We start from the raw sequence: 12664 nt of genomic DNA, 5'->3' as shown, positions 1-12664 counted from the left end.
ATGAAAATGATGACGTGCCGATCAACACGCTGATCGCATGAGGAGTCTATTGTGCAAAAACCAACTGATTATGATTTGGAAACTAAACTGATCCATCAGGGACACTCGCCGGATCCAACCACCGGGGCGCTGGCAAGCCCCATTTATCAGACCGCGACATTTGCTGCGCACTCTGTTGAACACTTTGAAGAACTCTGCCGGACATGGGGCTATGTTTACAGCCGTGAATGTAACCCGAACCTGACTGAGCTGGAGAGCAAGCTGGCTATGCTGGAAGGCGCGGACAGCGCGATCGTCAGTGCCTCCGGCATGGGCGCGATTGCATCAACACTGCTGTCACTGGTAAAAACCGGTGACCATATTGTCAGCGCTGACGGGATCTTCTCTCACACCCGGTTATTGATGACAGAGCTGCTGGCAAAATTTGGTGTGGAAATTACGTTTGCAGATGCCACAAACAGTGACAATATCCGCGCGGCAATGAAACCCGCCACACGTCTGGTCTATGTCGAAAGCCCGCTGAACCCGTCGCTGGAGCTGGTGGATATCCGTGAGATTGCCGGGATTGCTCATGAAAACAAAAGCCTGCTGATTGTCGACAGCACATTCTGTACTCCGATCCTCCAGCGTCCGTTGGATCTGGGCGCTGATCTGGTGGTTCACAGCCTGACTAAATTTATGAACGGACACGGCGACACATTGGGTGGCGCGGTGATCGGATCGCGTGAATTGATCGAGCTTATCAAATGGCCGGGCTTATGCTGCTTTACCGGTGCTGCACTCGCGCCGAACAATGCCTGGATGATCATGCGCGGGATGAAAACCCTGGATATGCGCATGAAAAAACACTGTGAAAATGGTCTGGCGCTGGCGGAATTTCTGACCTCACAGAATGAGATCGAAGAAGTGCGCTATCCGGCACTGAAAACTCACCCGCGCTATGACTTGTGTCAGTCTCAGATGAACGGGTTGGGCGGCGGTATTGTCTCTTTCCGTCTGAAAGAAGATATTCACGGGCTGAGCCGTGACCAGGTGAGCCGCAAATTTGTTAACTCCCTGAAACTGACCACCATTGCCACCAGTCTGGGCGAAGAACACACTCTGGTACAGATGAACGGTGAAAACCTGATCCGCATTGCGGTGGGTCTTGAATCGGCAAAAGACATTATTGCGGATTTCCGCCAGGCACTGGACGCCGTCCACGGCTGACATCACAGAGATAACTATCATGGCAAATAGCATGGAAAATCTATCCCGCAGGAAACGTCTGCTGATCCTGTTTCTTCTCGCGTTCGGTACGACCGCGATGTACAGCCTGCCTTACCTGAAATCGTCATTTTATGATCCGATGCAGAAAGCGCTGGGGCTGACACACATTGAAATCGGCAACTTACTGAGCCTGTATGGCTTAATCGGTATGTTCTCTTATTTCTTCGGCGGCTGGTTTGCTGACCGTTTTTCACTGCGTAATCTTATCTCTTTTTCACTGCTCGCATCCGGCGGGCTGGGATTCTGGTTCGCCACGTTTCCGTCTTATAACACGATCCTGCTGATCCACGTTCTGTGGGGCGTGACGACGATCCTGACATTCTTTGCCGCCTCGATCAAAGTGGTGCGGATGCAGGGAACAGAAAAAGAGCAGGGGCGGATCTTCGGGTTCTATGAAGGGCTGTCCGGGGTTTCCGGTACATTGATCTCATTCACCGGGCTCTATTTCTTCGGCAAATTTGCAGAAGCCGCAATTGGTTTTCGCTATGTGGTCTGGCTCTATTCAGGCGCTTCCGTTGTTTGCGGGATCTTGTTATTTTTTCTGATCGCACACCGTGGCGGGAATACCAATTCAGATAACGCTGAAGAAGAAAAAACCACATTCCGTTCACTGATGAGTGTGGTGACAATGCCGAAAGCCTGGCTTATCGGGCTGATCATCTTCTCCACATATGTGGTCTTTTCCAGCCTGACGTACCTCAGTCCGTATTTGTCGCAGGTCTATGTGGTGCCGATTACGCTGGTTACGGCGCTGTCGATAGTCCGTACCTATGTGATTAAAATGGTCGCATCGCCGGTTGCGGGGATCGTGACAGACAAAGTCGGATCATCTATCAGTGTTATGTTTGTCGGGTTTATCATCATGGCAGTCAATTGCGCACTATTCCTGGTTATCCCGAAAGGCAATGCCTTTATGTGGTTTGCTGTAGTGAATATGGTGGTATTAAGTGCGCTGCTGTTCGCGTTTCGCGGAATTTATTTTGCGTCTGTTGCAGAATCAAAAATTCCGATGAAAACAACGGGTGCCGTGGTCGGGTTTGCGTCATTTATTGGTTTTTCACCGGATGCATTCTATTATTCTGTCGCCGGTTACTGGCTGGATAAATACGGCGAGACGGGTTACAGCTATATTTTCATGCTCTCTGTAGGTTGTTCATTGCTCGGCGTGGTTGCGACCTTCCTGCTGCGTCAGATTAACCGCCGGGAAGCCGCGGGCGGTGATGAGATGATACTCCCGGCATCTGCCTGACAGATATTATATATACCCAACGTCATTCAAATTGCAGGCAGGCGGCAAAGGAAGATAGACGGGGAGCATACATCGGTATGTGACCCAGCTATCGTCGTTACGCCAGCGAACCTGCGGTTTGAATGAATAAGGGTATAAAATTAATTATTAATAACGGTACTCAACACCGAGCCAGAAATTACGGCCTTCTTCCATATACCCGTTGGTAAAATAATAGGATTTATCAAACAGATTATTTACGGATGCATTGGCAGACATGCCGTGTCCGAAGTCGTAATCCATCCGCAGATCCGTTGTGGCAAAGCCTGCGATTTTCTCGTTGCTGTCATTATACTGATAGCTCCATGCACGGAACTCTTCTGCCAGGGTGAGTGTCAGCGGATCGATCGGATTCACTTTCAGCCAGGCATACATTTTGTGTGTCGGCAGACCTTCCACATGATCAACATCTTTCGGATCGCTGTGAATGTAACTGTAATTTACCCCGGTTTTCAGCCAGTCCGTTATGTCACCTTTCACGCCCAGATCCAGCCCGGTATAATCCACGCGACCGCTGTTCTGGTTCTGAAAGAAATCCTGACCATTTTTCACGACAGTATGGGCGAGAATCGCATCATCTACGCGGTTATGATAAATACTGGCCTGGTAGCCCCATTTATCCGTAATGCTGCCTTCATAGGTTAAATCAAAAGTCAGCGCACGCTCGGCTTTCAGATCCGGATTAATGATCCCTTTTGAACCATCTTTCGGTTTTTCAGTGGTATAACGCTCTTTCTGTGTCGGGAAACGGCTGCGGTCAGAAACGGAGAAACGGACATTATCCTGATTGGCAAAGGTGTATTTTGACATCACTTCCCAGTTGAATGCATTCTGGCTGTTATCGCCTGCACCTTTATCCGCATCAAGGCTGTCACGCCAGTCATAGCCGATGGCACCGATAATATCGAGATCGGATGTTGCTGCCCACTGGTACTCTGTTGCCACAGAATAGGTGCGGTCTTTGTAACGCAGAATTTCCCCGTTGCGTTCTTTTTGTGCGCGGTGAATATCATCTTTCCAGTGTCCGGAAAAAGAAAGCAGATCGCGCTCGCGCATATCAATTCCTAACTGGAGAGAGGCGCCGTTACTGAAATCATCATAGTGACTATAATCTGCCTGATTACCTTTTTTCGGGTACATCAGCAGGGTATTCACAAATTTATCGTGATACAAGCGGCTCTGGAGATTCACGCCGTCGGTAATTTGTGTGGTGCCGTTGAAATAGTAGCTCTCTTTATTATAATCCGGCCATTCCCAGTATGAATATTTGCCCTTGCCTGTCCCGGCTGACGGCGGGCTGTCTTTCTCACCCTCCTGTTTCATATAGGTCACAACATATTGATCTGTTTCGCGCGGTGTCCAACCCACTTTGACCATGCCGCGTTTATCATCAGAGGAAGAGTGCGCACGGCGGCCATTACTTCCGGCTGCGGCATTATCATCATCAGATGCCGGCAGACCCAGAAAGCGCTGTTTGTACTGACTGCCGCTGACCTGGATAAAGCCGAGGTCGCTGCGCGCACCGACACGGGCGCTGGTGTTGTACGCATTATCCGCACCACGGGCAAACCCCTGACTGTAGGCTACATTAGCCTCAAACGGTTTTTTCGGCGTGGCGGTAGTGAGGTTGATAGCACCGCCCATCAGGTTCGGACCCTGTAACAGCGAAGTGTAACCTTTACTCACTTCAATGCTTTCCAGCTCGCTGGTCATAAAGCGCCCGAGATCGAGATTGCCGTCATAGGGTACATAAGTCGGTATCCCGTCGAAGAAAACCGGCACCTGGCGGCTGTCAAAACCCCTGACTTTCACTGTCAGTTCGTTGCGGTTACCTGATTTTTCAAGTACTACACCCGGCATAGTACTGATCGCGGTGGCGGCATTGGTTTTGTTCAGGGATTTCATCTGAGATTGGGTGATGACATCCGGGTTTGAAGCCAGCGGGCTGCCCCAGACTGTCAGTATATCGGCACCTTCCGCGTGAACAGCGGGTGCCGTCGCCAGCAGTATGACGGAGCAGAGTAGCGTTCGTTTCATTTTATTATTTTTCCTGTAACCGAATTATCGATATGTATTATTTTATATAACGATTTTTTTAAAAATAGGATAATGCAGCCGGGTCAGTTACCGACTGCGTTATCCTTATTCATACTCGTCATACTTCAAGATGCCCGGTTGTTGACTGCACTACGCCCGCCGGGTCACATACTGATGTATGCTCCCCGTCTGTTTTCCCTTGCCGCCTGCCTGCATCTTGAATGACGTTGGGTATATCACACCGGATACAGCCGGACCTTAATATCTGCCGGCGGCGCATAATACGGCGCTGATGTCACAAACAGTTTCAGTCCGGTATCTGCGTAATCCCCGATAGTCTCTGCGTTCAGCCCGCCTGCGGCGGACAGAGTGCAGTGTGGTGCCAGTACAGCGGCATCTTTAGCCAGGCGGCGGATCTCATCAGGATGAAATTTATCCAGTTGCAGCACATCCGGGCGGCCTTGCAGCGCCAGGTAAGCTTCATCCGGATTGTCCGCCTCGACAATAATGGTTTTTTCCGGCGCATCATGGCGCAGAGCGGCAATAGCAGTACTCCAGTTATCCGGCTCTGCCAGAAAGCGCCGGTGATTGGCAAACATCAGAATAGTTTCCGCGCAGCCCTGCCGGTGAATAATACCGTTTCCGGCAAGCACGGCAGCGGTTGCCAGCAGTTTGGTGCCGGGAATATTTTTCCGCGTACAGGCCAGTTGTGCATCCTGTTGTGATTTGCGCAGAATATCGACCATCCGGCGCGTTGTATGAGTAACGCCGCTGCTCCACTCAATCACATTCTGAACAATTTTCCAGCCCTGATGCAGGGCGTCAGCGCGACCTCTTGCGACTATCAGCAGTGAACCTGAATCAGCATGATCGCCGTCGTTCATGTGTAATTCAGTCTGTAATCCGAGTTTTTCCAGTAATTTCCTGCCCACTGTCAATCCGCTGACAAATCCCGCCTGTTTGCGGGAGAAATGCATTTCACCTTGCAGCGCGCCTATTCCGAGTGCGCGGGTGGTCAGATCGCCGTAATGGATGTCTTCCAGCAGCAGGCTGTCCAGGAAAGCATCACTGTAATAGATCACTTTGTGCCCTCCGGCAGCAGCAGTGCGGCTTGCGGCACCACACTCCAGGAAACCATTGCCCAGTCGCGGGTGGTTGGCACGACCGGCAGACCGTCTGCGGCCTGTTTGTCATAATAACGGCGCAGCAGGGTCATTTCCTGTTCATCCAGAGAGCCGAGTGACCAGATAACGCCTTCGGCAAACTGCTCAAAGGCCATATTGTCGCTGCTTTGGCAGTTCGGGCTGCGGATAAATTCCACATCCGGATGAATGCCGAGCTGATTAAGGATATTCACCGCGTAAATGTATGTCGGCAGCGTGACCGGTGTGCGCCCGATGGCGCGGATCACCCGGATATCCACAAAGGTCGGGCTGACGGTGTGCGTGGTGTAGACGCGCAGTTTTGCCTGACGGTTCAGTTTGAGCAGCGCGGCCTGTAAATCCATCACCAGTGTTGAGCGGGATGCCACTGCGATATCACATGGCGGTAAGTCAGACCAGTCATCTTCCCAGGCGCAGTGGCGGAAAGTGACATTATCGCTTCCCTGAGCCTGTGCGCGCTGACGGGCGACTTTCAGCATCCCTTCGCTGTAATCAATACCGGTGACCTGTTCAAATTTATCTGCCAGTTGCAGCGCAACAGAGCCGGGCCCGCAGCCGACATCCAACAGTGTTTTTGCACCCGTGGTATCTACGATCTCTTTAAAGCGGATCAGGTAGGGATCGGCGGGGTTGGCGCAATTTTGTGCCATTTTCTCCGCACGTTTGTCCCAATGTTCCGGATCTTTGCGTGTGCGTTCAGCCTGCGCCAGATGGTCGCGGTAAAGTTGTGCGAAATCGATATCATCAATTGTCATGACAATCCCTTATAAGTGGGTTGCGCAAAGTGCGCGGAAATATGTTCCGGTGTCACATGATAGAGTGCCGCCAGCGTTTCCGGTGTGAGCAGGGCGGCAGGTTTGTCCTGGCGGGCAGGCTGCGCGGAGCCGAGCATCACAATGCTGTCTGCCACCGCCGCCGCGTGTTGCGGATGATGGGTGGACATCAGCACTGTTATGCCACGCTCCCGTAACTGCTCGATTTTATTGAGTAATTTTATCTGATTGCCGAAATCCAGGCTGGCGGCAGGTTCATCCATAATCAGTAAACCGGGCTGTTGGATAAGGGCGCGGGCGATCAGTACCAGTTGCTTTTCGCCGCCGCTCAGGCAGGAATAGGCGCGTTGTGCGAGATGCGCAATGCCCAGGGCATCCAACTCCTGTTCTGCCATCTGACATTCAGCACGTCCCGGGGAGGCAAACAGGGAAAGATGCGCACTGCGCCCGAGTGCGACCATATCCAGCACGCGGAAAGAAAAGGGCATATTATGCGCCTGCGGCACATAGGCAACGCGGCGCGCCAGTGCGGTGGCGCTCCAGTGGCTCAGCGGTTTGCCGCCGATGTGGATCTCCCCGGCTTTCGGCGGCAGTAAGCCAAGCAGGGTTTTCATCAGTGTTGTTTTGCCGCAGCCGTTGGCACCAAGCAGACAAATAATATCACCCTGCTGTAATTGCAGATCGATGTTAGTGAGTATTAACTTCTCTCCGTAACCAACAGCCAGATCACGGGTGGTCAGTACATCGCTCATCCGTTCCTCCGTGTTTGCAGCAGCAGGAAAATGAAAAAAGGTGCACCGACAGCAGAGGTCAGAATGCCCAGCGGCAGCTCGATGGGTGCGATGGTCCGCGCCAGGGTATCTGTCAGCAACAGCATTATTGCCCCGATCAGCAGGGAGACCGGCAACTGGTGACTGAAGTTAGCACCCACTAACAATCTGGTGATATGCGGAACAATCAGCCCGAGCCAGCCGATGATCCCGGCAATGGAGACCGCGCTGGCGGTGATCAGTGTGGCGCTGACAATAAAAACCAGGCGCGTTACCGTAACATTCAGCCCGAGCGTGCGGGCTTCTTCATCACTCAGGCTGAGCAGGTTCATGCGCCAGCGCAGCAGCAACAGCGGTACCATTCCGGCAAATATCAGGGGGGCCGTGGTTTTAATATCATCCGGTGATACGGCAGACAGCCCGCCCAGCAGCCAGAAGGTCATCGTGGGCAGCTGTGTGTAAGGATCGGACAGTATTTTCATCAGAGAAATAGCCGAGCCGCACAGGGCGCTGAGCGCAATACCGACCAGCACCAGTGCCAGCACCGGGTCATGCTGACGGGCAAGGCGCGCCACGGAATACACCAGGGCGACAACACATAGCCCGCCGGTAAAGGCGAACAGCTGGATAGTGAGCATTGACTGACCTAAAAAAATGCCGAGGATAGCCCCGACACCGGCACCGGCTGAAACCCCAAGAATATCAGGGGAAACCAGCGGGTTACGGAACATGCCCTGATAAGCCGCACCCGCCATGGCCAGCCCGCCACCGATCACCAGTGCTGCTGCAATGCGAGGCAGGCGGATTTGCCAGAATACCGTCATATTGCGGCTCAGTACGGGATCGTCCCCGCCGCTGTTGCCGGTAAATTTGGCCTGTACCACATCCCACAACTGTTGCGGGGTTAGTGAGAACTTACCAACATTCAGTGCGACCCCGATAGTTATGATAAGGATCAGGAGCAGTAACAAGCTCTTTATACTGATTGTCATCGGGCAGATAACAGAGTGTTAATCTGTGCCTTTGTCAGCGGAGAGTGATAAAACAGACGGAAAAACAAGCCGATATCGGCTTTCAGATCGACACTGTCCGGTTCAGATTGTGCCTGTAAGCGGCGCAGCCCGAGCAGCCGGTTCAGTCCCGGCGGGCTGTCGAGCCAGCCGAACGGCAGCCCGGCATAGTAAAATACCTGTTTATTTTTGACCGCATCCAGGCTCTGCCAGACTTCACCCTGCATAATGGCGTGATAGGTCACCGCGTCCTGCGCAATAATCATATCCGGATTCCACTGCAATAATTGCTCTGCTGAGACATCTGCCAGCCCCTGCATGCCCGGAACATCTGCGACATTCTCAAAACCCAGTAATTCAGGGGCTTCGCCGTGAATTGAACCCCGAAGACCGGTTTGTAACCCGTTTGCTCCGCGGGCAAGATAGAAGCGTTTCTCGTGTGTTTGCCGTGCCGCAAAGTGCCGTGCATCCTCCAGCCATTTTTCAGCCAGTTGTGCCTGCTGTTCTGTCCGCGCGGTTTCTCCCAGCCGGGCGCCGAGACAGCGCAACTGATCCGGTGTCTGAGACAGATTTCCGGATAACAGGAGATAAGGAATACCGGTCTGCCGGCTGAAGCGGCCGGCTTGTGAGCGATAAGTTTCATCTGCCAGGCCGCTGTCGATAACCATATCCGGAGCCAGTGCCAACAGACCTTCCGGTGACAATGTACTGCCGCGCCCGGAGATCCGTCCCAGTTTTGGTAATGCTCGCCATTGCGGGGCAAACAAGGGTTCATCCCGCAGGAAAAGTGAGGAGAATCCTGCCAGTTTTTCAGGTGCCACAGCAAACAGCAGTTGGTCAGTCGGCGGCCCGCTGCTGATAATCCGGGAGATTGCGGCAGGTTCGGGTAACTGACCGTAGCTGAATTCCTGTGAGGTTGTTTCCTGTGCTGCTGCTGCAAACGGCAGAGTCAGAAAAGCAAGCAGCAGGGCATACCGGGAGAGGTAAAAAGGATGTTGCAGGCTCAGTGTCATGGTGATCAGGCTAGTCTTTTTTATGGTTATCGTTATATTTATGATTATATAACGGACGTTAGCGCAGAGCATGAGGTGAGTCAATAAAATCAGCAGTAAACAGGGATGTAAGTCAAAACAAGGTAAAATTGCGGTAAAAATGTTGTATAACTACAGTCTCTTTCAGCGCATTCAGGATATTTACGTAATATTACGCAGGTATTCCCTATCTCCGGCGACACACAGAGCAGGCTGTATTAAGATAATAAATATGAAGAAAAAACGCCCTTCGTTACAGGACGTGGCTGACCGCGTCGGTGTAACCAAAATGACCATCAGCCGCTTTTTGCGCAACCCGGAACAGGTTTCAGAAAAATTGCGCGGCGCTATTGCCGGCTCACTGGATGAACTGGGGTATATCCCGAACCGGGTGCCGGATATTTTATCCAATGCAACCAGCCGCGCCATCGGCGTACTGGTGCCGTCACTCACAAACCAGGTGTTTGCAGAAGTGATCCGCGGCATTGAAACCATTACGGATGCGCAGGGATATCAGACTATGCTTGCGCACTATGGTTACCGGGCAGAAAAAGAGGAAGACCGCCTGGTCTCCCTGCTTTCGTACAATATTGACGGGTTGATTTTAGCCGAGCGAAACCATACCCCACGCACACTGAAAATGCTGGCAACAGCCGGAATCCCTGTGGTGGAACTGATGGACAGTGTGTCACCGTGCTATGACTCATCCGTGGGGCTGGATAACATCCGTGCCGCTTTTGAAATGACACAGATGATGATTTCACGCGGCTGCCGCCGTGTGATTTACCTGGGCGCGCGTTCTGACGAACGGACAATGATGCGTTTTCAGGGCTATGAACAGGCGATGAAACAGGCAGGACTACCGGCGGGAAATGTGATGACGCCGGAAAGCTCCTCTTACTCGCTGGGCACAAAACTTCTGCACAAAGCCAGGGCGGAATATCCGGATGTTGACGGCTTGTTCTGTACCAATGATGACCTTGCTATCGGGGCGATTTTTGAGTGTCAGCGCTTAGGTATCCGCATTCCGGAGGATTTGGCTATCGCCGGGTTCCACGGACATGATGTCGGTCAGGTGATGACACCGAAACTGGCCAGTATTCTGACCCCGCGTGACCTGATGGGCAGCCGGGCGGCAGAGATCCTGCTGGCACGCCTGCGCGGTGAATTACCGGCTCAGCAGAAAGTGGATGTCGGCTTCGAATTATTACCGGGAGAGAGCATTTAGCTGCTTCCGGCCCCTTCTTTGTGGCAGGGATTTCATTTGAGAGAACTGTCACACTTTATCGATTAAAAAACGCTGTTTGATTGCATTGTAATCATATCCGTTGGTAATGTTACCGGTAATAAGTTACCGGTAACATATCGGTGATAATGACCGCATTAGAGGAGTATTTATGAGTGATAGCCAAAAACCACATCACGCCTTTGTTCTGATGGGGGTTTCCGGTTGCGGAAAATCCGCTGTAGCCAACGGAATTGCCACCGGGCTGAATGCGGCATTTCTCGACGGGGACTACCTTCATCCGCGTGCCAATATTGAAAAAATGGCAGACGGACATCCGCTGAATGATGACGATCGCGGGCCATGGCTGCAATCTCTCAATGATGCCATTTTTGCTATGCAGCGGACGAACGAACTTTCCGTCATCGTCTGCTCAGCCCTGAAAAAAAGCTATCGCGATATTCTGCGCCGTCAGAATAAAAACCTGACATTTATCTGGCTGAAAGGGGATTTTGATTTGATCGAAAGCCGCCTGAAAGCCCGTAAAGGGCATTTTTTCAAACCGGAAATGCTGGTCACTCAGTTTGATACCTTAGAAGCGCCGGACACCACAACTGAGCGCGATGTACAGATTTTAGACATCAGCCCGCCGCTGGATACCGTTATCACCGGCGCAATGCAGATTATCACTCAGGTTGCCGGAGAGCGCTCATGACAACATTAACCCTGGTATTAACCGCTGCCGGTTCAGTGCTGTTACTGCTGTTTTTAGTGATGGTGGCGCGCCTGCATGCCTTTGTTGCCCTGATGATTGTGGCTATTGGTGCCGGGCTTTTTTCCGGCATGCCGCTGGAGCAAATCACCCAGACTATGCAAAACGGGATGGGCGGGACATTAGGCTTCCTGGCAATTGTGGTCGCGCTCGGAGCCATGTTTGGTAAGGTACTGCATGAAACCGGCGCACTCGACCAGATAGCGGTAAAACTCCTGAATTCGTTTGGTGAAAAACGGGCGCATTACGCGCTGGGGATAGCAGGGATTATCTGTGCATTACCCCTCTTTTTTGATGTGGCGATTGTTCTGCTTATTGGTGTGGTATTCGCGGTTGCCCGGCGCACCGGTGATAATGTTGTCCGGCTGGCTATCCCGTTATTTGCCGGTGTTGCGGCAGCGGCATGCTTCCTGTTACCCGGACCGACACCAATGTTGCTGGCGGATCAGATGAACGCCGATTTTGGCTGGATGATCCTTATCGGGCTGTGTGCGGCGATCCCCGGGATGATCCTGGCCGGTCCGCTGTTTGGTAATTTCATCAGTAAGTTTGTGACGCTGGAACTGCCGGAAGACATGACAGAGCCAAGTATCGGGCAGAGTAAAATGCCGTCGTTCGGTCTGAGCCTGGCGCTTATTTTGTTCCCGCTGGTGTTGGTGGGGCTGAAAACGATTGCAGCACCTATGGTGGATCCTGATTCAAAATTACATGCCTGGCTGGTGTTTATCGGGCATCCGTTCCTGGCAATTCTTATTGCCTGCCTGGTGGCTATTTACGGGCTGGCTATCCGCCGTGGTATGAGCCGTAATCAGGTGATGGACATCTGTTCTGCGGCCATTCAGCCGGCGGGGATCATTTTGCTGGTGACCGGAGCCGGTGGTGTATTCAAACAGGTGCTGGTGGACTCAGGTGTGGGGCCTGCACTGGGCGAATCGCTGATTGGTGCCGGTTTGCCAATCGCGGCAGCCTGTTTTCTTCTCTCTGCCGCGGTTCGTGTTATTCAGGGCTCGGCGACAGTTGCTTGTCTGACGACGGTCGGGCTGGTTCTGCCGGTTATCAGTGAGCTGGGCTATTCCGGCGCACAGCTTGCCGCGCTCTCTGTTTGTATCGCGGGCGGATCGATTGTACTGAGCCATGTGAATGACTCCGGTTTCTGGTTATACGGGAAATTTACCGGTGCGACAGAAGCACAGACACTGAAAACCTGGACTCTGATGGAAACTATCCTCGGAACTACCGGGGCACTGGTCGGGATGCTGTTCTTCGCATTCCTGTAACACTTGTCTTCTCTTTATTAAAGGCAGCGGATTGTTCAGATTCGCTGCT

Annotated in this window: 11 protein-coding genes; 5 read left to right on the top strand and 6 right to left on the bottom strand. The window is 52.4% G+C overall.

Annotated features, from left to right (window positions below):
- The first annotated feature begins 51 nt into the window (after window positions 1-51).
- The gene (locus tag ACMHKJ_RS05795) at window positions 52-1209 is read left to right on the top strand and encodes a trans-sulfuration enzyme family protein (RefSeq protein WP_413492546.1); all 1158 of its coding nucleotides are present in this window, start codon (window positions 52-54) and stop codon (window positions 1207-1209) included.
- A gap of 31 nt (window positions 1210-1240) precedes the next feature.
- The gene (locus ACMHKJ_RS05790) at window positions 1241-2518 is read left to right on the top strand and encodes an MFS transporter (RefSeq protein WP_413492545.1); all 1278 of its coding nucleotides are present in this window, start codon (window positions 1241-1243) and stop codon (window positions 2516-2518) included.
- 147 nt (window positions 2519-2665) lie between these two features.
- Here the strand turns inward: ACMHKJ_RS05790 and ACMHKJ_RS05785 are convergent, their stop codons facing one another.
- From ACMHKJ_RS05785 to ACMHKJ_RS05760, 6 genes are all read right to left on the bottom strand, one after another.
- Window positions 2666-4594, bottom strand: coding sequence for a TonB-dependent receptor plug domain-containing protein (locus tag ACMHKJ_RS05785; protein WP_413492544.1), 1929 nt, complete (start codon window positions 4592-4594; stop codon window positions 2666-2668).
- Window positions 4595-4830: 236 nt separating this feature from the next.
- The gene (gene modD / locus ACMHKJ_RS05780) at window positions 4831-5676 is read right to left on the bottom strand and encodes a ModD protein (protein WP_413492543.1); all 846 of its coding nucleotides are present in this window, start codon (window positions 5674-5676) and stop codon (window positions 4831-4833) included.
- Window positions 5673-6512, bottom strand: coding sequence for a class I SAM-dependent methyltransferase (locus ACMHKJ_RS05775; RefSeq protein WP_413492542.1), 840 nt, complete (start codon window positions 6510-6512; stop codon window positions 5673-5675). Before ACMHKJ_RS05775 ends, modD begins: the two co-directional genes overlap by 4 nt.
- The gene (locus tag ACMHKJ_RS05770) at window positions 6509-7282 is read right to left on the bottom strand and encodes an ABC transporter ATP-binding protein (RefSeq protein WP_413492541.1); all 774 of its coding nucleotides are present in this window, start codon (window positions 7280-7282) and stop codon (window positions 6509-6511) included. Before ACMHKJ_RS05770 ends, ACMHKJ_RS05775 begins: the two co-directional genes overlap by 4 nt.
- Window positions 7279-8292, bottom strand: coding sequence for a FecCD family ABC transporter permease (locus tag ACMHKJ_RS05765; protein ID WP_413492540.1), 1014 nt, complete (start codon window positions 8290-8292; stop codon window positions 7279-7281). The genes ACMHKJ_RS05770 and ACMHKJ_RS05765 overlap by 4 nt, the downstream gene beginning before the upstream one ends.
- Window positions 8289-9323: an ABC transporter substrate-binding protein gene (locus tag ACMHKJ_RS05760; RefSeq protein WP_413492539.1), complete on the bottom strand. Its 1035-nt coding sequence runs from the start codon at window positions 9321-9323 to the stop codon at window positions 8289-8291. Before ACMHKJ_RS05760 ends, ACMHKJ_RS05765 begins: the two co-directional genes overlap by 4 nt.
- Window positions 9324-9573: 250 nt before the next feature.
- Between ACMHKJ_RS05760 and gntR the strand changes: the two genes are divergently transcribed.
- The 3 genes from gntR (at window position 9574) to gntU (ending at window position 12615) form a co-directional block, all read left to right on the top strand.
- The gene (gene gntR, locus ACMHKJ_RS05755; protein ID WP_413492538.1) at window positions 9574-10569 is read left to right on the top strand and encodes a gluconate operon transcriptional repressor GntR; all 996 of its coding nucleotides are present in this window, start codon (window positions 9574-9576) and stop codon (window positions 10567-10569) included.
- Between the two features lie 169 nt (window positions 10570-10738).
- Complete coding sequence (gntK, locus tag ACMHKJ_RS05750) at window positions 10739-11281, top strand: gluconokinase (protein ID WP_413492537.1); 543 nt, start codon at window positions 10739-10741, stop codon at window positions 11279-11281.
- The gene (gene gntU, locus ACMHKJ_RS05745) at window positions 11278-12615 is read left to right on the top strand and encodes a gluconate transporter (protein WP_067366474.1); all 1338 of its coding nucleotides are present in this window, start codon (window positions 11278-11280) and stop codon (window positions 12613-12615) included. Before gntK ends, gntU begins: the two co-directional genes overlap by 4 nt.
- The last annotated feature ends 49 nt before the right edge of the window (window positions 12616-12664 follow it).

The organism is Morganella psychrotolerans (assembly GCF_965118875.1).
In the GTDB taxonomy this organism is placed as follows: Bacteria; Pseudomonadota; Gammaproteobacteria; order Enterobacterales; family Enterobacteriaceae; genus Morganella; species Morganella psychrotolerans_C.
Note: the sequence above shows the minus strand (reverse complement) of the source record. Positions and strands in the feature narration are given on the sequence as shown.